The following is a 20,217-nucleotide window of genomic DNA, read 5'->3' as shown; positions in this document are numbered from 1 at the left end:
CGGCTTGAAGCGGGGGCTGGCAACCCCAAGATTCTAGCGTATTCGCCCCGTATTCCTGAGGTATTTCCCTAATTCCGCCCGTAAATTCGCCCCCTATGTCGAACCTTGCAGAAGCCGCGCCGGCCCTGGACGAAGACAAATTCGTCACATTCCCCGGCTCCCCGTTCCAGCTCTACCAGCCGTTCCCGCCCGCCGGCGACCAGCCGGAGGCCATCCGGCAACTGGTGGAGGGGGTCGAGGACGGCCTGTCGTTCCAGACGCTGCTGGGGGTGACGGGTTCGGGCAAGACCTTCACCATGGCCAATGTGATCGCCCGGATGGGACGGCCGGCGATCGTGTTCGCGCCCAACAAGACGCTGGCGGCCCAGCTCTACGCCGAGTTCCGCGAGTTCTTCCCGCGTAACGCGGTCGAGTACTTCGTCAGCTACTACGACTACTACCAGCCCGAGGCCTACGTCCCGCAGCGCGACCTGTTTATCGAGAAGGACTCGTCGATCAACGAGCATATCGAGCAGATGCGGCTGTCGGCGACCAAGAGCCTGCTGGAGCGCCGCGACACGATCATCGTGGCGACCGTCTCTGCGATCTATGGTATCGGCAACCCGACCGAATACCACCAGATGATTCTCACACTGCGTGCCGGCGACAAGATCAGCCAGCGTGACGTGATCGCGCGCCTGATCGCGATGCAGTACACCCGCAACGAGACCGACTTCCAGCGCGGCACCTTCCGCGTGCGCGGCGACACCATCGACATCTTCCCGGCAGAACACGCCGAGATGGCGGTGCGGCTGGAGATGTTCGACGACGAGGTGGAGTCGCTGCAGTTCTTCGACCCGCTGACTGGCCGCGTGCGCCAGAAGATCCCGCGCTTCACGGTCTACCCGTCGAGCCACTATGTGACCCCGCGCGAGACCGTGCTGCGCGCGATCGAGGCGATCAAGTCGGAGCTGCGCGAGCGGCTGGAGTTCTTCCACAAGGAAAACCGGCTGGTGGAGGCGCAACGGCTCGAGCAGCGCACCCGCTTCGACCTGGAAATGCTGTCCGAGCTGGGCTTCTGCAAGGGCATCGAAAACTATTCGCGGCACCTGTCCGGTGCACGCCCCGGCGATCCGCCGCCGACGCTGGTCGACTACCTGCCGCCCGACGCGCTGATGTTCCTGGACGAGTCGCACGTGCTGATCGGCCAGCTCAACGGCATGTACAACGGCGACCGCGCGCGCAAGACCACGCTGGTGGAGTACGGCTTCCGGCTGCCCTCGGCGCTGGACAACCGGCCGCTGAAGTTCGACGAGTTCGAGCGCAAGATGCGCCAGGTGATGTTTGTTTCGGCCACGCCGGCGCAGTTCGAGCAGGACAATGCCGGGCAGGTGGTGGAGCAGGTGGTGCGTCCGACCGGGCTGGTCGATCCCATCATCATGGTGCGCCCGGCGACCACGCAGGTGGATGACCTGCTGTCGGAAATCCACGCCCGCGTGGAGGTTGGCGAACGCGTGCTGGTGACCACGCTGACCAAGCGCATGGCCGAGCAGCTGACCGAGTTCCTGTCCGAGAACGGCGTCAAGGTGCGCTACCTGCACTCGGACATCGACACCGTCGAGCGCGTGGAGATCATCCGCGACCTGCGCCTGGGCACCTTCGACGTGCTGGTGGGCATCAACCTGCTGCGCGAAGGCCTGGATATTCCCGAGGTGTCGCTGGTGGCGATCCTCGATGCGGACAAGGAAGGCTTCCTGCGCGCCGAGCGCTCGCTGATCCAGACCATCGGGCGCGCCGCGCGCAACGTCAACGGTACCGCGATCCTGTACGCGGACCGCATGACCGAGTCGATGAAGAAGGCCATTGGCGAGACCGAGCGCCGCCGCGCCAAGCAGATCGCCTTCAACGAGGCCAACGGCATCACGCCGCGCGGCGTGGTCAAGCGCATCAAGGACATCATCGACGGCGTCTACAGCGTCAACGATGCCAGGGCCGAGCTGCTGGCGGCGCAGGAGCAGGCCCGCTACGAGGACATGAGCGAGAAGCAGGTCTCCAAGGAAATCAAGCGTTTGGAGAAGCTCATGCTCGACCACGCCCGCAACCTGGAGTTCGAGCAGGCGGCGCAGGTGCGCGACCAGCTGGCCAAGCTCAAGGCGCAGGTGTTCGGCGCCAGCGGAGAGAGCGCGCTGCCGCCTGCCTGATACGCCGCACCGCCACGCGCGCTTCGCCTATAGTGAAATTCGCGGCGGCGCCGGTCATGAAGGGTGAAAGCGCGAAGGCTGCCGCGAAGGAGGCAAGATGGAACGCCAGTTTGAATACGGCGGCTACGCGGTCGTGGTCAGCGCGGTCCCCAATGCCGCCGGCGGGTTTGCGGCGCAGATGCGCATCGCCGATGCCTTCGGCGAGCCTTCCGGCCCCAGCTACGAGGCGATTGCGGGCGACGCGCCCACGCCCGAAGGGGCCATCGCCCTGGCGGAGGCCGGCGCCATGCGCGCGATCGATGCCGGCGAGGTCAACTAGCCAGGTATCCCCCATTTTCCGTGGAGAACCACAATGACCGATATCGGTGAATGGAAGAAGAAGGTCTATGAAACCCACGAAGTGCAGGTCCAGGTCAAACAGCGCTCACAGAGCGAATGGTCCTACACCGTGCGCGTCTGCCGCCCCGGTACCAATATTCGCGCCGCCGGCACGCTGACCGAGACCTCGCGCATCACCGAGCACTACAAATCGCGCGAGGCCGCGGAAGTGGCCGGGTTTGCGCACGGCGAGCGGCTGGCCAAGCAGCTGGCCTGAAGGGCTGCGGGTAGAATTGCGGCTGTCCGGCCGGCGGCCCTCCCGTGTGCCGCTGCGCCCGCCGTTCCACTCCCGCCTAGCCGTGATCCGATGAAGACATACGCCATCCTGATGTGTTGCATGGGAAACATCTGCCGTTCCCCGACGGCGGAGGGCGTGCTGCGCGCCAAGCTGGCTGCGGCGGGGCTGGACGCGCTGGTGGAACTGGATTCGGCGGGCACGCATGAATACCACCTGGGCCGCGCACCCGATGCCCGCACCCAGCGCCACGCGCTGCAGCGCGGCTATGACCTGTCCGCGCTGCGCGCGCGCAAGGTCGGCCTGCCTGACTTCGACCGCTTCGACCTGATCCTGGCGATGGACCGCGAGAACCTGGCCGGCCTGGCGCGGCTGCGCCCCGATGCTGGCGCCAAGCTGCGCCTGCTGATGAGCTTCGCCACCCGCCACGACGCCGACGAGGTGCCGGACCCCTACTACGGCGAAGGCGATGGCTTCGAGCGCGTGCTCGACTACATCGAAGATGCCTGCGACGGCCTGGTGGCCGAGTTGCGCCAGCGCCTGCAAGGCAACGCCGGCTGATCCCGGCGCCCGCTCCGTCGTCCTTTCTGCGGCCCGCGCCGCGACGCTACCAGCGCCGCGGCCGGCGGCCCGATCCCACGAGAATCCATGCTTCACAAACTGTTCCGCAAATGGCGCGAATCGCGCAATGCCAGCCTGCAGCTCGACGCCATCTTGGCCGCTGCCGATCCTGAGGCGCCGCTGGCCGAGCGCAACGGCTGGCTGATCGAGCTGGGCTTCTGGATCCGCCGCGATGGCGGGCTGGGTGCCGATGCTGACAGCCAGGAACCTGGCACGGACCGCCGCCACCCCGAGCATGTGCGGCTGCGCTACCTGCTGCAGGTGCTGGAGCGGCATCCCGACTGGGCCGGGCGTTTTGCCCTGACGGTGCGCAGCCTGGTGCGCGAGAACGACCCCACCGGACTGTTCTGCGATACCGGCGTGGCCCTGCACCCGGGCTTCGTCAGCGAGATGGTGGGCCGGCTGCAGAACCGCTTCCTGCCGCCGCCGCCCAACCGCAGCGACATGGCGGGGCTGTTTGCGCTGGTGTTCGTCGGGGATGAGGACGCGGAGTGGGTCGAAGCCATCGACGACGGGCTGCTGGCGCGGCTGGCGCGCGTGCTGCAGGCCGGCAGCGCCGGGGGCGAAGCGGCGGGCATGGCGCACTATCGCGATGCGCTGGGCCAGACGCTGGCCACCAGCATCTCGGTGCTGGTCAGTCAGGTGCGCGCCACCGGCCTGAGCCAGGCGATCCGTTCGCGCCTGGCCGGGCGCGTGGCAGAGACACCGTTCTTCCGCCTGGACGAGGCCATCCAGGCCTTGTGTGAAGAGGGCCTGCGCCATGACGACAACAGCTTCGGCCACCGCCTGAACTACTTCCGCGCGCTGCTGGACGGCTGCCATGCCGCGATCCGCCAGGTGTATGAGGACCTGGAAGACAATGGCGTGTCGGTCGAGGTGGTGTTCCAGATCGAGCGCATGAAGGTGCAGCTCAGCCGCATCGAGCTGCTGCTGGCGGCCTGGGTCGAACCCCACCGGCCCGGCATGCATGCGCACCTGGTGGCGGAGCTGATCCGATCGACCCAGGCCCGGCGCAGCATCTCGCACCTGGCCGGCACCTCGTTCGCGCAGCTGGCGCGCAAGGTGGTGGAGCGCTCGGCCGAGACCGGCGAGCACTACATCACGCGCGACCGCAAGGAATACGCCGAGCTGGTGCGCGCCGCGGCCGGCGGCGGCCTGGTCTCGGTCGCCACCGTGTATCTGAAGTTCCTGATCTACGGCCTGCACCTGGACAAGTTCAGTGAGGGGCTGCTGGCCTCGCTCAACTACGCCGGCAGCTTCCTGGCCATCCACTTTGCGCACTTCACGCTGGCGACCAAGCAGCCGGCCATGACCGGTCCGGCGCTGGCGCACCGGCTGGACGGGGCCGGGCGGCCGGAAGGGCGCGAGATATTTGTCGACGACACCATTGCCATGATCCGCTCCAACGCGGCGGCGATCGTCGGCAACCTCGCGGTGGTGTTCCCGGTGGCGCTGGGGATGCAGTGGCTGGCGCACAAGCTGCTGGGCACCAACCTGATCACGCCGGCCAAGGCGATTGCCACCATCGAGTCGTTCTCGATCCTGGGCCCGACGCCGCTCTATGCCGCCTTCACCGGCGTGCTGCTGTGGCTGTCCAGCCTGATTGCCGGCTGGGCCGACAACTGGTTCGCGCTGCATCGCGTGCATGACGTGATGGCCTACAACCGGCGCCTCCAGTACGTGCTGGGTGCGCGCGGCGCCACCCGGCTGGCGGATTTCTGGAAGCGCAACCTGTCGGGCATAGCCGCCAACGTGTCGCTGGGCCTGCTGCTGGGGCTGGGGCCGGAAATCCTGAGCTTCTTCGGGCCCCATACGGAAGTGCGCCATGTGACGCTGTCGACGGGCTCGGTCGGCGCTGCCATCGGCGTGCTGGGGCTGGATGCGCTGCGCATGCCGTCGCTGTGGCTGGCGGTGGCGGGCATTGCGCTGATGGGGATGCTGAACGTGGCAGTGAGCTTCGCGCTGGCGTTCAATATGGCGCTGCGGTCACGCAACCTGCGGCGCGTGGACCGCGCCGAACTGAGCGCGGCCGTGCGGCGGCGCATCCTGAAGCACCCGTTGTCGCTGGTGATGCCGCCGCGCGCGGCAGGCCCGGAGACGGCCGCGCGCGGGCGCGAAGCGTGATCGGGGCGTGATCGGGGCGTGGTGCGCTGCGGCAGGGGTAGTTGACTGAATTAGTCGGGTACCTTTATACTTGACGGAAACGATCAAGTATTAGCTTCACCCCCAGAGCCCTGCACCATGAGACTGACCACCAAAGGCCGCTTCGCGGTCACTGCGATGATCGACCTGGCCATGCGCCAGGACCAGGGACCGGTCACGCTCGCCGGCATCAGCCAGCGGCAAAAGATCTCGTTGTCCTACCTGGAGCAGCTGTTTGGCAAGCTGCGCCGGCACGAGATTGTTGAAAGCGTGCGCGGCCCGGGCGGCGGCTACAGTCTGGCGCGCAAGGCCGAAGACGTCACCGTGGCGGACATCATCATCGCCGTGGACGAGCCCCTGGATGCCACCCAGTGCGGCGGCAAGGGCAATTGTAACGGAGATGACGGCTCCGGGCGCTGCATGACCCACGAACTGTGGGCGACGCTGAACCAGAAGATGGTCGAGTACCTCGACTCCGTTTCCCTCAAGAACCTGGTGGACCAGCAACGCGAGCGCCAGCCTGCCGTGCTGCACGACATGCGCGAAGACGCCGCGCAGCCGGTCGCGGCCGCTGCGCGCGGCAAGGCCGACAAGCAGGAAAAGCCGGTCCGGGCCAGAATGGTGAATTCAGTTTTCAGCCTGGCGCAGTCCTGAGCGCGCCCAGGCAACGACAGCAAAACAGCGATCAGCGGTCCCTAACAAGGCAGTCATAACGATGAGCACCCCACATTTCCCCATCTACATGGATTACTCGGCCACCACGCCGGTGGACCCGCGCGTGGCGGACAAGATGATTCCGTACCTGCGCGAGCAGTTCGGCAACCCCGCCTCGCGCAGCCACGCGTACGGCTGGGAAGCGGAGCGCGCGGTGGAAGAAGCACGTGAGCAGGTGGCCGCACTGGTCGGCGCCGACCCGCGCGAGATCGTGTGGACCTCGGGTGCAACCGAATCGAACAACCTGGCGATCAAGGGCGCCGCGAACTTCTATTCGGGCAAGGGCAAGCACATCATCACCCTGAAGACCGAGCACAAGGCCGTGCTCGACACCACGCGCGAGCTGGAGCGCCAGGGCTTTGAAGTGACCTACCTGGACGTGAAGGAAAACGGCCTGCTCGACATGGAAGTGTTCAAGCAGGCGCTGCGCCCGGACACCATCCTGGTCTCGGTGATGCTGGTCAACAACGAGATCGGCGTGATCCAGGACGTCGCGCAGATCGGCGAGATCTGCCGCGAGAAGGGCATCATCTTCCATTGCGACGCCGCGCAGGCGACCGGCAAGGTGGCGATCGACCTGGGCAAGCTGAAGTGCGACCTGATGTCGTTCTCGGCCCACAAGACCTACGGCCCCAAGGGCATCGGCGCGCTGTACGTGCGCCGCAAGCCGCGCGTGCGCATCGAGGCGCAGATGCACGGCGGCGGCCATGAGCGCGGCATGCGCTCGGGCACGCTGGCCACGCACCAGATCGTCGGCATGGGCGAAGCCTTCCGCATCGCCCGCGAAGAGATGGCGACCGAGAACGAACGCATCCGCATGCTGCGCGACCGCCTGTGGAACGGCCTGTCGGACATGGAAGAGGTCTACCTGAACGGCGACCTGGAACACCGCGTGCCGCACAACCTGAATGTCAGCTTCAACTTCGTCGAAGGCGAGTCGCTGATCATGGCGATCAAGGACGTGGCGGTGTCGTCGGGTTCGGCCTGCACCTCGGCCTCGCTGGAGCCGTCGTATGTGCTGCGCGCGCTGGGCCGCAACGACGAACTGGCCCACAGCTCGATCCGCTTCACGGTGGGCCGCTTCACCACCGAGCAGGAGATCGACTACACCATCGAACTGCTCAAGAGCAAGATCGGCAAGCTGCGCGACCTGTCGCCGCTGTGGGAAATGTTCAAGGACGGCGTCGATTTGAATTCGATCCAGTGGGCCGCGCACTGACGCGCCCGCACAGATCATCAGAACAAAAAGCAATACCCCCGCAAAGATACGCAAGAGGTAAGCAAAATGTCATACAGCACCAAGGTTCTCGACCACTATGAAAACCCCCGCAACGTCGGTTCGTTCGATAAGAACGACGATGCGGTCGGCACCGGCATGGTCGGTGCGCCGGCCTGCGGCGACGTGATGAAGCTGCAGATCAAGGTCAACGAGGCGGGCGTGATCGAAGACGCCAAGTTCAAGACCTACGGCTGCGGCTCGGCCATTGCCTCGTCCTCGCTCGTGACCGAGTGGGTCAAGGGCAAGACCGTGGACCAGGCGCTGGAGATCAAGAACACCCAGATCGCCGAAGAACTGGCGCTGCCGCCGGTGAAGATCCACTGCTCGATCCTGGCCGAAGACGCGATCAAGGCCGCCGTCGAAGACTACAAGAAGAAGCACGGCGCCGAGCAGAAGGCTGCCTGATTCTGTCGCACTGACCACGGCATCGACGAAGGAAGACGCAACGATGATCACCATGACCGAGAAGGCGGCCAAGCATGTGGCCCGCTACCTGGAGCGCCGCGGCAAGGGCGTGGGCCTGCGCCTGGGCGTGAAGACCACCGGCTGCTCGGGCCTGGCCTACAAGCTGGAATACGTCGACGAGCTGCTGCCGGAAGACGCGGTGTTCGAATCGCACGGCATCAAGGTCATCGTCGACGCCAAGAGCCTGCCGTATATCGACGGCACCGAACTCGACTACGCACGTGAAGGGTTGAACGAAGGTTTTCGCTTCAACAACCCCAACGTCAAGGACGAGTGCGGCTGCGGCGAGTCCTTCACGGTCTGAGGCGCGCCAGCGCAAGCAAGCCCCGGTGGAGCGCAGCATCGTCGGGTTCCGCCGGGACGAGGAAGGCCACTGGGTGGCCGAACTCGAATGCGGGCACGGCCAGCATATGCGGCACGACCCGCCATGGCAGTCGCGGCCATGGACGCAAAGCGAGCAGGGCCGCGCCGGCATGATCGGCATGCGGGTGAACTGCCTGAAGTGCGACCGCAACGAACCGCCGGCCGAGTGGGCACGCAAGCCCGCCTGAGCGGCACCGTGGCGGCAATGGACAAAGGGGCGGCGCGGCCGCTCTTTTTTCTTGGGGAAGCAGTTGAAAGACGATTTTTTTGCGCTGTTCGGCCTGCCGGCGCAGTACGGCGTCGATGAAGCCGCGCTGGATGCGGCGTACCGCACCGTGCAGTCGCAGGCGCATCCGGACCGCTTTGCCAAGGCGGGCGACGCCGAGCGCCGCGTGGCCATGCAATGGGCCGCGCATGCCAATGAAGCCTACCGTACGCTGCGCCAGCCGTTGCGGCGCGCGACCTACCTGCTGAAGCTGCGCGGCGTCGATGTGCAGGCCGAGAACAACACGGCCATGACGCCGGCCTTCCTGATGCAGCAGATGGAATGGCGCGAAGCGCTGCAGGAAGCGGTGGAAGAGCGCGCAGTGGACCGGCTCGATGCGCTGCTGCGCGAGCTGCGCCAGGAAAAGCGCGAGCGCCACGAAGCACTGGGCGCGTTGCTGGATTCCGGCGACAACGAGGCGGCTGGCGGCGCGGTGCGGCAACTGATGTTTATCGAGAAGATTGAGCACGATACCAGCGAGGCCATCGACCGGCTGGAACACTGACCGGCACGTTTGCCGGGGCCGTGACACAATGGCGCCCGGCGCGAAAACCGCTCCCCAATGCCACCCGCATGGCGGTTTCCACTGCCGCACAAGACAGCAAAGAAATACCATGGCACTGCTCCAGATTTCCGAACCCGGCATGTCGCCGGCGCCCCACCAACGCCGCCTGGCCGTCGGCATCGACCTCGGCACCACCAATTCGCTGGTGGCCGCGGTGCGCAGCAGCATTCCCGAGGTGCTTGGCGACGAGCGCGGCCGCGCGCTGCTGCCCTCGGTCGTGCGCTACCTGCCGGACCGTACCGCCCATATCGGCTACCGGGCCCAGGAAGAAGCGGTGCGCGATCCCAAGAACACCATCGTCTCGGTCAAGCGCTTCATGGGCCGCGGCCTGCGCGACGTGGCCAATATCGAGCACAGCCCGTATGACTTTGTCGACGCGCCGGGCATGCTGCAGATCAAGACCGCCGCCGGCGTAAAGAGCCCGGTGGAGATCTCGGCCGAGATCCTGGCCACGCTGCGCCAGCGCGCTGAAGACACGCTGGGCGACGACCTGGTCGGCGCCGTCATCACGGTGCCGGCCTACTTCGATGAGGCCCAGCGCCAGGCGACCAAGGACGCCGCGCGCCTGGCCGGCCTGGAAGTGCTGCGCCTGCTCAACGAGCCCACTGCCGCGGCCATTGCCTACGGCCTGGACAATGCCTCGGAAGGCATCTACGCGGTCTACGACCTGGGCGGCGGCACCTTCGATATCTCGGTGCTCAAGCTGACGCAGGGCGTGTTCGAGGTGCTGGCCACCGGCGGCGACTCGGCCCTCGGCGGCGATGACTTCGACCAGCGCCTGCTGTGCTGGATCGTCGAGCAGGCCAGCCTGCAGCCGCTATCGGCGCAGGACATGCGCCTGCTGATGGTGCGGGCGCGCGCGGCCAAGGAAGCGCTGTCGGAAAGCGACAGCACCGTGATCGACGCCGTGCTGGAGTCCGGCGAGATCGTCCACCTGACGCTGACTGTCGAGATCTTCGACCAGGTCACCGCGCACCTGGTGCAGAAGACCCTGGCGCCGGTGCGCAAGGCGCTGCGCGACGCGGGCGTCGCGCCCGACGAGGTCAAGGGCGTGGTGCTGGTGGGCGGCGCCACGCGCATGCCGTCGATCCGCAAGGCCGTGGGCGACTACTTCGGCCAGACCCCGCTGACCAACCTCGATCCGGACCGCGTGGTGGCGCTGGGCGCCGCGATGCAGGCCAACCTGCTGGCCGGCAACCATGCCCCGGGCGAAGACTGGCTGCTGCTCGACGTGATCCCGCTGTCGCTGGGCGTCGAGACCATGGGCGGCCTGGTCGAGAAGATCATCCCGCGCAACAGCACCATCCCGGTGGCGCGCGCGCAGGAATTCACCACCTTCAAGGATGGCCAGACCGCGATGGCGATCCACGTGCTGCAGGGCGAGCGCGAGCTGGCCAGCGACTGCCGCTCGCTGGCGCGCTTCGAGCTGCGCGGCATCCCGCCGATGGTGGCGGGCGCGGCGCGCATCCGCGTGACCTACCAGGTCGATGCCGACGGGCTGCTGTCGGTGACCGCGCGCGAAACGCATTCGGGCGTGGAAGCCGCGGTCACGGTCAAGCCGTCGTACGGCCTGGCCGACGACGATATCGCGCGCATGCTGCAGGAGAGCTTCCGCGAGGCCGAGCACGACATGAAGAGCCGCGCGCTGGCCGAAGAGCGCGTGGAAGCCGACCGGCTGGTCGAGGCCACGCAGCGCGCGCTGGAAACCGATGGCGACCTGCTGTCGGCGGAAGAGCGCACCGCGGTCGAGGCGCTGATGGCTACGGTGCGCGAGATCGCCACCGGCGAAGACCACCGCGCCATCCACGCCGCGGTGGAGAAGCTGTCGCACGGTACCGACGAATTCGCCGCCCGCCGCATGGACCGTTCGATCAAGAGCGCGCTGGCCGGGCGCAAGGTGCAGGAGCTGGGCTGATCACCGGGCCCGCACCGACATACAGACATCAGGACACCACATGCCACAGATCGTTGTTTTGCCCCACGTTGAATACTGCCCGGAAGGGACGGTGATCGAAGCCGAGAAGGGCGTCAGCGTCTGCGACGCGCTGCTCTCGCACGGCATCGAGATCGAGCATGCGTGCGAGAAGTCGTGCGCCTGCACCACCTGCCACGTGATCGTGCGCGAGGGCTTCAATTCGCTCAACGAGGCCGAGGAGAAGGAAGAAGACCTGCTCGACAAGGCCTGGGGGCTGGAGCCGAATTCGCGGCTGTCGTGCCAGGCCATCGTCGATGATGAAGACCTGACCATCGAGATCCCGAAGTACACCATCAACCACGCCAAGGAAGGCCACTGAGCGGCCGGCAAATCTCAGCGGAGAACAATCCCATGAAGTGGACCGATACCTACGCCATTGCCGAAGCGCTGTATGACAAGTTCCCGGATGTCGATCCGGCGGGCGTGCGCTTCACTGACCTGCGCCGCTGGGTGCTGGAGCTCGACGGCTTTGCCGACGCGCCCGAGCGCTCGGGCGAGAAGATCCTGGAGGCGATCCAGCAGGCCTGGATCCAGGAAGCCGAATAAGCGACGCAGTATCGGGATGACGACAAAAGGCCGGCAAATTGCCGGCCTTTTGCTTTGCCGCTGCGCGGGAGCCGGATCAGCCCCGCATCAGCGCGCCGTTCTCCAGGTGCACGCGCTCGCCTGGCTGCACGGCGGGGTCTTTCTCGTAGGTGAAGGTGCGGTGGCTGCCGTCATCCATGCGCACGCGCACTTCATAGTGCGTGTCCTTGCTGACGGTCTTCTCGATCTGGTTGCCCGCCACGCCGCCACCCACGGCACCCACCACGGTGCCGACGATGCGGCCATTGCCCTTGCCGACCTGGTTGCCCAGCAGCCCACCCACCACCGCGCCGCCGAGCGCGCCCAGGCCGCTGGTGTTGGGCTTCTGGGTCTGGATCGGGGTCACCGAGACGATACGGCCGGCGTAGGGGCTGCCCTTGGCAGCGTGGCGCTCGGTGTCGGCACGCTGGCTGGCGCGCGGCTCGCTGTCGCGCTGCGCGGCCTGGCGTGCCGGGGCGGTGCGTGGCGCGGCTTGCGAGGAACCGGCGGCATCCTGGCCGGCCGGGCGCTGCTGGCCGTCGTTGTAGACCGGCGGCCGGGTGGTGCTGCCCGGGGCGGGCGCTGCCGTGACCGGCAGCGGCCCTTGCGGGTCTGCCTGCGCACCGGCCTGCGCCGGCAGGTCAGGGCTGGCCTTGCCGATCGGCAGCACGCCAGTGACGGCGGCGACCGCGGTCAGGCTGGCGATCACCACGGCGACGGCTGCCGCACCGACGAGCGGATGCAGCCGGCGTTGCGGCGGCAGCGGGGCAGGGGTGTTGTCGTTCGGGGTGGCTTGGCTTTGCATTGCTATGGCTCCGGTGCGGCGAAGGCCGCGTTGGGATGGAACCAGTGTGGCCGAAGCGGGTGGGGTTTTCCGTTTGTTTTTGTAAATATATGTAGGCGGAAAATATCTTTTATATCAATGCCTTATGTTTGGTTGGGGCGCATATCACGGGGCCAGGCTGTAACATTCGGCGGCTTGGCATGACATTGGCGGCGCCCCAAGGAAAAAGCCCCACCGATTCGGTGGGGCTTCATCTTGCCAAAGCGCTTGCTCAATCTTCCCGGCGCAGGTGCGGGAACAGGATGACGTCGCGGATATTCGGGCTATCCGTCAGCAGCATCACCAGGCGGTCGATGCCGATGCCGCAGCCGCCCGTCGGGGGCATGCCGTATTCCAGCGCGCGGATGTAGTCGGCGTCGAAGTACATGGCTTCTTCATCGCCGGCGTCCTTCTGTTCGACCTGCTTGCGGAAGCGGTCGGCCTGGTCCTCGGCATCGTTCAGCTCCGAGAAGCCGTTGGCGATCTCGCGGCCGGTGATGAACAGTTCGAAGCGCTCGGTGATGCCAGGCACCGTGTCCGAGGCGCGTGCCAGCGGCGAGACCTCGACCGGGTAGTCGACGATAAAGGTCGGCTCCCACAGCTGGCTTTCCGCGGTTTCCTCGAACAGCACCAGTTGCAGCGTGCCCAGGCCGGCGTTGAGGAACTGCGGCGCGTTGGTGTTGACACCGAACTTCTTCAGCTCGGTGCGCAGGAACCCGGCATCGGCCAGTTGCGCATCGGTGTACTGCGGCGCGAACTTCTGGATCGCCTGGCAGATGGTCAGGCGGTGGAACGGCTTCGACAGGTCGAGCTCGCGATCCTGGTACGTCAGCACGGCGCTGCCGCGCGCATCGATCGCGGCCTTGCGGATCAGGTCCTCGGTGAAGTCCATCAGCCAGCGGTAGTCCGTGTAGGCCGCGTAGAACTCCATCATGGTGAACTCGGGGTTGTGGCGCGGGCTCACCCCTTCGTTGCGGAAGTTGCGGTTGATCTCGAACACGCGCTCGAAGCCGCCGACGATCAGGCGCTTCAGGTACAGCTCGGGCGCGATGCGCATGAACATCTGCATGTCCAGCGCATTGTGGTGCGTGATAAACGGCTTGGCCGCGGCGCCGCCCGGGATCGGGTGCAGCATCGGCGTTTCCACTTCCATGAAGCCGGCATCGGCCATATGGCGGCGCAGCGACGAGATCGCATTGGTGCGGGCGCGGAAGGTGTTGCGTGTTTCCGGCGACACGATCAGGTCGACATAGCGCTGGCGGTACTTCATTTCCTGGTCGGCCAGGCCGTGGAACTTGTCCGGCAGCGGGCGCAGCGACTTGGACAGCAGGCGCAGTTCGCGCACCTGCACCGACAGCTCGCCCTTGTTGGTGCGGAACAGCTCGCCGCGGGCGCTGATGATGTCGCCCAGGTCCCAGTGCTTGAAGGCCGCGTAGACCTCTTCGCCGACCTTGTCGCGGGTGATGTAGAACTGGATCTGGCCGCTGCCGTCCTGCACCGTGGCAAAGCTGGCCTTGCCCATCACGCGCTTGAGCATCATGCGCCCGGCGATGGCGACCTCGACCGGCGCGGCCTCGAGCGTGGCCTGCTCGGTCTCGGCGTACTGCGCCTGCAGCGCGGCGGCCTGGTGGGTGGGGCGGAAATCGTTGGGGAAGGGCACGCCCTGCTGGCGCAGCGTGGCCAGTTTCTCGCGCCGCTCCGCGATGATCTTGTTCTCGTCGACGGCGGGTGTGTCTGCGGCGGCTGGCTTGGCCTGGGCGCGGTTCGGTTCAGTCATGATGTCTTGTCGGATCGCGCGCGGCGTGCCGCGCGCGGATTCAGATGGCTTGATGGGTGCGGCTTAGTAGTTGCGGAGATCGTCCAGCTCGATGCTGCCGAAATCCGGGCGGTGCAGGTAGGCGACGATGCGGCCGGCGGTTTCCTCGGCCGACGCCAGCTGTTCATTGGCTTTCAGCTCGCGGAAGCGCTGCACCTGGGCGAAGTCGGCATTGCGGATGGTGGCCTGCATGCCGGTGTCGATCACGCCCGGGGCCAGCGCCACTGCGCGCACGGTGCGCGGGGCTTCGGCCTGGGCGTACTCGGCGTTGACCGAGCGCATGAACATGTCCAGCCCGGCCTTGCCGGCGCAGTAGGCGCTCCAGCCTTCGATCGGGCGGCGCGCCGCGCCGGAGGAGATCGCCAGCACCTTGCGCGGGCAGTCGAACTTCTCGGTGCGCTCCAGGAACGCCGCGGTCATCGTCATCGGCGCCGCCAGGTTGGTCAGCAGGTGCGGCACCAGGGTTTTCTCCTGCAGGCGCGTGACCGGGCCGATCGGTTCGACCACGCCCGCGTTCAGGATCAGCGTGGCGCTGGTCGGCGGGAGGTCGAGCGTATCGAGCACGCTGGCGAGCCAGGTTGCGGCGGGGCCGGCCTGCGACAGGTCGTGCAGGTGCCAGGCCACCGGCACGCCGCTCATGGTGGCGATGCGCTCGAGCTCGCTGTTGCGGCTGCGCGCCACGCAGATCAGTCGGTTGCCCGGCACGAGCAGGGCATTGGTCAGTGCCGCGCCCAGCCCGCGCGAGGCGCCGGTGATGATGTAGAGGTGATTGGCTTCGCTCATGGTGCCCCGGTCGGAAAGGCCGCAGCTGCGGCGGTACAGCGATGATCCAGCGATTGCGGTGATGTTGCTGTGCCGCCGCGGGTGCCGCCCCGCGCCGGAGGGCGCGGGGCGGGCGGCCCGATTCGGCCTTACAGTCCCTGCTTGAGGCTGGCCTCGATGAACGGGTCCAGGTCGCCGTCCAGCACCTTCTGGGTGTTGGACATTTCCACGTTGGTGCGCAGGTCCTTGATGCGGCTCTGGTCCAGCACGTAGGAGCGGATCTGGTGGCCCCAGCCCACGTCGGTCTTGCCGGCTTCGAGCTTGTCGGCCTCGGCCTGGCGCTTGCGCATCTCGTGCTCGTACAGGCGCGATTTCAGCATCGACATGGCTTCGGCACGGTTGCGGTGCTGCGAGCGGTCGTTCTGGCACTGCACCACGATACCGGTCGGGATGTGCGTGATCCGCACCGCCGAATCGGTCTTGTTGATGTGCTGGCCGCCCGCCCCCGAGGCGCGGTAGGTGTCCACGCGCAGGTCCGCCGGGTTGACCTCGACCTCGAACGAATCGTCGACCTCGGGGTAGACAAACACCGACGAGAACGAGGTATGGCGCCCGCCCGACGAATCGAACGGCGACTTGCGCACCAGGCGGTGCACGCCCGTTTCAGTACGCAGGTAGCCGAAGGCGTATTCGCCCTCGATCTTGATGGTCGCGCTCTTGATGCCGGCCACGTCGCCTTCGGACTCTTCCAGCACCTCGGCCTTGAAGCCCTTGCGCTCGCAGTACTTCAGGTACTGGCGCAGCAGCATCGAGGCCCAGTCGCACGCTTCGGTGCCGCCGGCGCCGGCCTGGATGTCGATAAAGGCGTTGGCCTGGTCCATCTCGCCCGAGAACATGCGGCGGAATTCCATGCCCGCGACGATCTCCTCGAAGCCCTTGACGTCGGCCTCGATCGCTTCGAGGGTGTCGTCGTCGCCTTCTTCCCTGGCGAGCTCAAACAGCTCTTCGGCGCCGCTGAGGTCGTCGGTGAGCTTGCTGAGCACGCTTACCACGCCCTCGATTGCCTTCTTTTCCTTGCCGAGGTCCTGGGCCCGCTTGGGGTTGTTCCAGACGTCGGGGTCTTCCAGCAAACCGTTGACTTCGTCCAGCCTTCCTACTTTGACATCGTAGTCAAAGATACCCCCGTAGATCTTCCGTTCGCGAACGGAGATCGGAGATGGCACCGGAGATGGCGTTGAGGCGTTCTGCTTCCATGATGTTCCTGCGCTTCGAAAACCTCGAATTATAGCGGATCGGCGCGGCAACCCGGGGCTTCCGGACCGCCTCGGGCGGGCCGCGGACCGAACGGATTGGCCGCGGCGCGGTCTATCCGCCGGTGCCGGGCGATGCACGCGGCGATAATACGGGTCGCAAGCCGCCCCCGGCACGACAAAGAACAGGGACGAATGACGCAAACCAGACATGACATCGAACCAGGCCGGCGCCGCGCGCTGGGCCTGCTGCTGGCCGCCGCGGCCGCGGTCGCGGCCGGCTGCGGCACCACGGGCGGTCCCGTGCCGGACGGCTACTACCGCGTCGAGCGCGGCGACACGCTGTATTCGATCGCGCGCAAGCACCGCCGCAGCGTACGCGACCTGACCCGCTGGAACAGCGACATCACCAGCCCCGGCCAGATCGAGGTGGGCCAGCTGATCCGCGTGCGGCCGCCGGGTGGTGCCTCAGGCAGTGCTTCGGCCGGCCAGGCCGTGACCGATACCCCGCGTGTCGACAGCGGCTCGGCCTCCCGGCCGCCCGCCAGCAGCATCCGCCTGCAATGGCCGGCCGACGGGCGCGTCACCGCCGGCTTCTCGCCGCCGGCCAGCAAGGGCCTGAGCATCGCGGTGCCGGCCAACGGCGCGGTGCGCGCGGCCGCCGCCGGGCGCGCCATCCACGTCGGCAACCTGCGCGGCTACGGCATGCTGGTGATCGTCAAGCACAGCGACGACTGGCTGACCGTCTACGGCAACCTGGACCAGCCGCTGGTCACGGAAGGCGCCCAGGTCTCGGCAGGGCAGGACGTGGGCCGCATGGGTGCGAGCCCGAGCGAGCTGCACTTCGAGGTGCGCGGCAACGGCAAGCCAGTGGATCCCGCTGCATACCTGCCGTCGCGGGGCTGAACGGGGGGCGGAAGCCCCCGGAGCACGCTACTGCGCGTGTTCGATCACCAGCTGCACGCGGGTGACGCCGTTGAAGGTGTTGTTGTCGAGCCGGTAGGCCACCTGTGCGCTGGCGCCGAGCGAGTCGGCATGGTTGAACCAGATCGCGTCGAAGCGCTGGCTGCCGCGCCCGAGCTGCAGCTTCAGGTGCTTGCCCTTGAGCACGCTCTGGCGCAGCACGTCGAACTCGCCGCAGAAGGTCGGCGCCGGGAAGCCCTGGCCCCATACCTGCTGCTCCAGCAGGGTGACGAATTCCGGGCTGAAGCACTGGTCCTCGATATCGCCATCGGTCTCGATCACGCGCGCCAGCTGGTCGTCGGTCAGCCATTCGCGGCCGACCGCCTCGAAGGCCTCCTGGAACTCGGCAAAACGCTCGGCGCGCACGGTCAGCCCGGCCGCCATGGCGTGGCCGCCGAACTTGAGCAGCATGCCGGGATGGCGCTTGGACACCAGGTCAAGCGCATCGCGCAGGTGGAAGCCGGGGATCGAGCGGCCCGAGCCCTTGACGGTGGTCTCGTCGCCGGGGGCGAAGGTGATGGTGGGGCGGTGGAACTTGTCTTTCAGACGCGACGCCACGATGCCGATCACGCCCTGGTGCCAGGTGTCGTTGAACACGCTGACGGTGAAGCGCGCCGACGGGTCCGGGCCGGCCAGCGGCTGCTCCAGGATCTGCAGCGCCTCCTGCTGCATGCCGGCCTCGATGTCGCGCCGCTCGCGGTTCATGCTGTCCAGCTCCTGCGCGATCTCCCAGGCGCGGTTGGCATCTTCGGTCAGCAGGCATTCAATGCCCAGCGACATGTCCGCCAGCCGGCCGGCCGCGTTCAGGCGCGGACCCAGCCCGAAACCCAGGTCGAAGGTATTGGCGCGCGCCGCCTCGCGCCCGGCGGCGCGGAACAGCGCCGCCACGCCCGGCTGCATCCGTCCGGCGCGCATGCGGCGCAGGCCCTGTGCCACCAGGATGCGGTTGTTGGTATCCAGCTTGACCACGTCGGCCACCGTGCCCAGCGCCACCAGGTCCAGCAGCGTCTGCAGCGGCGGCTGCGCGGCCTGGGTATAGACGCCACGCTGGCGCAGTTCGGCGCGCAGCGCGAGCAGCACGTAGAACATCACGCCCACGCCCGCCAGGTTCTTGCTGGGGAATTCGCAGCCCGGCTGGTTCGGGTTGACGATCACCGCGGCCTGCGGCAGCTCTGACCCCGGCAGGTGGTGGTCGGTCACCACCACGTCGATGCCCAGCGCATTGGCCGCGGCCACCCCGTCGACGCTGGCGATGCCGTTGTCGACCGTGACGATCACGTCCGGCTGCTGCCTGGCCGCCAGCGCCACGATCTCCGGGGTCAGGCCGTAGCCGTACTCGAAGCGGTTCGGCACGATGTATTCCACCCGCGCGCCCAGCATGCGCAGCCCGCGCACGCCCACCGCGCAGGCGGTGGCGCCGTCGCAGTCATAGTCGGCCACGATCAGCAGGCGCTTGCCGGCGCCGATGGCGTCGGCCAGGTAGGCCGCGGCGTGGCCGATGCCCTTCATGGCCGCGGGCGGCACCAGCTCGGGCAGGTCGGTGGCCAGTTCGGCGGCGCGGGCCACGCCGCGCGCGGCCAGGATGCGGGCCAGCGTAGGGTGCAGGCCGGCGGCGGCCAGCGAGCTGGCGTGTTCGGGAGAGTACTGGCGGATGGCGATCCGGGTCATGGGCGGGGCGGCAGGTGAGGTTTCGGTCGGGGCGGCGCGTGTCAGGCGGCTTCAGGCAGCTTTATGCGGCATAGGCGAGGTCGGACAGCAGCGCGCGCCAGTCGCCGCGCTGGCCCATGCCGCGCCAGAACTTGCGCAGGTCGGCGCGGCGCACGGTGAACTCGGCAAAGTGGTTCTCGCCGGCCAGCACCAGCGTGATGGCGCCGACCTGGCCGGCCACCAGTGCTTCCAGTGCCGGCGCGAACCAGTCGGCATCCAGCGCATGCATGCGGTCCAGCCAGAGGCCCCAGTCTTCGGCGATATGCGCTTCGGTGGCGCTGTCGAGCATGGCCAGCACCGTGCCCTCCACCCCGCTGGCGCCAGCCAGGCCGGCCGGCACCGGCAGCACGCGGCTGCCCGCGGCCAGGGCCAGCCCGCTCAGGAAGGGATCGTTGCTCAGCACCGTATCGGCCAGCCGCGGCACCGGCTGCAGCGCGCCGCCGCCGTACAGCCAGACCGAATTGACCGGCGCCTCGCCGGCAGCCTCGCGGGCCTGGTTGACGCGGTGGTCATACCAGGTCATCTGGATCTCGTTCTGCAGGCGGCGCCAGTCGCGGGCGCGTTCGCCGGCCTGCATCCAGATATCGATATTGCGGCCCGCGGCGCGCAGCGGCGTGGTCGCCTCCAGCGGGCCGAATACGGCCTCGGGCAGGTACCAGCGCTGCGGGCAGGGCGATTCCAGCGCGATGCCCGATTCCAGCAGCAGTTCGTCGATGGCGGCGCGCAGGGTCGCGGCCTCCTGCGGCCGGATGCCCAGCTGGGCGGGCGGCATCAGCACCAGGTGATCGCGCGCGGCGTGGATGTGCACCGGTTGCAGGCAGGTCCAGGACTGGCCATCGGGGGTGGCGGGGACGGCGCCGCCACTGTCGGCCAGCCGCATATAGGGCGCCAGCGGCACCCGGACCGGGTCCAGCCCCGCCTTGCCGGCCAGCCAGCGCTCCTGCGGCAGGCTGCGCAGGAAGGGGTCGTCATGCCGCTCGCGCGGGCCGGGCTCGGCCCGGGTCAGCAACTTTCCGAGCGCGGGCAGCTCCAACTGCCGCAGCAGCGCGCCGGGAACGACATCGTCCCGGCCGTCGTCGCCGGCGCCCGGCGGGACGGAAAAGGGCACAATCAGGGTCAGGTGCGTCATCATGGTGGCGAGATTGTAAAC

21 protein-coding genes are annotated in these 20,217 nt (G+C 67.5%); 15 read left to right on the top strand and 6 right to left on the bottom strand.

Going from position 1 to position 20,217, the window contains the following annotated elements:
• Positions 1–95: 95 nt before the first annotated feature.
• The 14 genes from uvrB (at position 96) to iscX (ending at position 11,728) form a co-directional block, all read left to right on the top strand.
• Positions 96–2,180: an excinuclease ABC subunit UvrB gene (gene uvrB / locus AC3WVS_RS25665; protein ID WP_492320857.1), complete on the top strand. Its 2,085-nt coding sequence runs from the start codon at positions 96–98 to the stop codon at positions 2,178–2,180.
• 97 nt (positions 2,181–2,277) lie between these two features.
• On the top strand, positions 2,278–2,499 hold the full coding sequence (locus AC3WVS_RS25660) for a hypothetical protein (RefSeq protein WP_010809031.1): 222 nt from the start codon (positions 2,278–2,280) through the stop codon (positions 2,497–2,499).
• Between the two features lie 33 nt (positions 2,500–2,532).
• Positions 2,533–2,775, top strand: coding sequence for a hypothetical protein (locus tag AC3WVS_RS25655; RefSeq protein WP_035822940.1), 243 nt, complete (start codon positions 2,533–2,535; stop codon positions 2,773–2,775).
• Between the two features lie 90 nt (positions 2,776–2,865).
• Positions 2,866–3,354 (top strand): low molecular weight protein-tyrosine-phosphatase, encoded by a 489-nt coding sequence (locus AC3WVS_RS25650; protein WP_492320856.1) that lies wholly within the window; start codon positions 2,866–2,868, stop codon positions 3,352–3,354.
• A gap of 87 nt (positions 3,355–3,441) precedes the next feature.
• On the top strand, positions 3,442–5,538 hold the full coding sequence (locus tag AC3WVS_RS25645) for a site-specific recombinase (protein ID WP_492320855.1): 2,097 nt from the start codon (positions 3,442–3,444) through the stop codon (positions 5,536–5,538).
• Between the two features lie 117 nt (positions 5,539–5,655).
• Positions 5,656–6,210 carry a Fe-S cluster assembly transcriptional regulator IscR gene (gene iscR, locus AC3WVS_RS25640; RefSeq protein WP_011614910.1) on the top strand — a complete coding sequence of 185 codons (555 nt, stop codon included), beginning with the start codon at positions 5,656–5,658 and terminating at the stop codon, positions 6,208–6,210.
• A gap of 55 nt (positions 6,211–6,265) precedes the next feature.
• Positions 6,266–7,489, top strand: coding sequence for an IscS subfamily cysteine desulfurase (locus AC3WVS_RS25635; protein ID WP_492320901.1), 1,224 nt, complete (start codon positions 6,266–6,268; stop codon positions 7,487–7,489).
• Positions 7,490–7,555: 66 nt separating this feature from the next.
• Positions 7,556–7,954, top strand: coding sequence for a Fe-S cluster assembly scaffold IscU (iscU, locus tag AC3WVS_RS25630; RefSeq protein ID WP_010809025.1), 399 nt, complete (start codon positions 7,556–7,558; stop codon positions 7,952–7,954).
• Positions 7,955–7,997: 43 nt separating this feature from the next.
• Positions 7,998–8,318: an iron-sulfur cluster assembly protein IscA gene (gene iscA, locus AC3WVS_RS25625; RefSeq protein ID WP_010809024.1), complete on the top strand. Its 321-nt coding sequence runs from the start codon at positions 7,998–8,000 to the stop codon at positions 8,316–8,318.
• A 25-nt stretch (positions 8,319–8,343) separates the two neighbouring features.
• Positions 8,344–8,565, top strand: coding sequence for a DUF3565 domain-containing protein (locus tag AC3WVS_RS25620; protein WP_010809023.1), 222 nt, complete (start codon positions 8,344–8,346; stop codon positions 8,563–8,565).
• Positions 8,566–8,628: 63 nt separating this feature from the next.
• Complete coding sequence (gene hscB, locus AC3WVS_RS25615) at positions 8,629–9,147, top strand: Fe-S protein assembly co-chaperone HscB (protein ID WP_492320854.1); 519 nt, start codon at positions 8,629–8,631, stop codon at positions 9,145–9,147.
• Positions 9,148–9,256: 109 nt separating this feature from the next.
• Entirely contained in the window at positions 9,257–11,122 is a 1,866-nt protein-coding gene (gene hscA, locus AC3WVS_RS25610) for a Fe-S protein assembly chaperone HscA (protein WP_492320853.1), read from the top strand.
• Positions 11,123–11,162: 40 nt separating this feature from the next.
• The gene (gene fdx / locus AC3WVS_RS25605; protein WP_010809020.1) at positions 11,163–11,501 is read left to right on the top strand and encodes an ISC system 2Fe-2S type ferredoxin; all 339 of its coding nucleotides are present in this window, start codon (positions 11,163–11,165) and stop codon (positions 11,499–11,501) included.
• 32 nt (positions 11,502–11,533) lie between these two features.
• A complete protein-coding gene (iscX, locus tag AC3WVS_RS25600) occupies positions 11,534–11,728 on the top strand; it encodes a Fe-S cluster assembly protein IscX (RefSeq protein WP_010809019.1) in 195 nt (64 codons plus the stop codon).
• A 76-nt stretch (positions 11,729–11,804) separates the two neighbouring features.
• Here the strand turns inward: iscX and AC3WVS_RS25595 are convergent, their stop codons facing one another.
• The 4 genes from AC3WVS_RS25595 to prfB form a co-directional block, all read right to left on the bottom strand.
• A complete protein-coding gene (locus AC3WVS_RS25595) occupies positions 11,805–12,551 on the bottom strand; it encodes a glycine zipper 2TM domain-containing protein (protein WP_492320852.1) in 747 nt (248 codons plus the stop codon).
• A gap of 250 nt (positions 12,552–12,801) precedes the next feature.
• Positions 12,802–14,346 (bottom strand): lysine--tRNA ligase, encoded by a 1,545-nt coding sequence (lysS, locus tag AC3WVS_RS25590; RefSeq protein ID WP_492320851.1) that lies wholly within the window; start codon positions 14,344–14,346, stop codon positions 12,802–12,804.
• Positions 14,347–14,409: 63 nt separating this feature from the next.
• Positions 14,410–15,168 (bottom strand): SDR family oxidoreductase, encoded by a 759-nt coding sequence (locus tag AC3WVS_RS25585; protein ID WP_492320850.1) that lies wholly within the window; start codon positions 15,166–15,168, stop codon positions 14,410–14,412.
• A gap of 128 nt (positions 15,169–15,296) precedes the next feature.
• Positions 15,297–16,401, bottom strand: a protein-coding gene (gene prfB / locus AC3WVS_RS25580) for a peptide chain release factor 2 (protein WP_099045607.1) whose coding sequence is annotated in 2 segments (ribosomal slippage) — positions 15,297–16,319 and positions 16,321–16,401 — 1,104 coding nt in all. Because the reading frame shifts where the segments join, the coding sequence is not laid out codon by codon here.
• A 191-nt stretch (positions 16,402–16,592) separates the two neighbouring features.
• On the opposite strand from prfB, the gene AC3WVS_RS25575 reads away from it, so the two are divergent.
• Complete coding sequence (locus AC3WVS_RS25575) at positions 16,593–17,303, top strand: peptidoglycan DD-metalloendopeptidase family protein (protein ID WP_492320849.1); 711 nt, start codon at positions 16,593–16,595, stop codon at positions 17,301–17,303.
• Between the two features lie 27 nt (positions 17,304–17,330).
• Here the strand turns inward: AC3WVS_RS25575 and recJ are convergent, their stop codons facing one another.
• Positions 17,331–19,028, bottom strand: coding sequence for a single-stranded-DNA-specific exonuclease RecJ (gene recJ, locus AC3WVS_RS25570; RefSeq protein WP_492320848.1), 1,698 nt, complete (start codon positions 19,026–19,028; stop codon positions 17,331–17,333).
• Positions 19,029–19,089: 61 nt separating this feature from the next.
• Complete coding sequence (locus AC3WVS_RS25565) at positions 19,090–20,199, bottom strand: hypothetical protein (RefSeq protein ID WP_492320847.1); 1,110 nt, start codon at positions 20,197–20,199, stop codon at positions 19,090–19,092.
• Positions 20,200–20,217 lie beyond the last annotated feature (18 nt).

This window comes from Cupriavidus sp. CPT47-8839-RL05A (assembly GCF_058792255.1).
The sequence above is the reverse complement of the archived record's forward strand: the minus strand, read 5'-3'. Positions and strand labels throughout refer to the sequence as shown.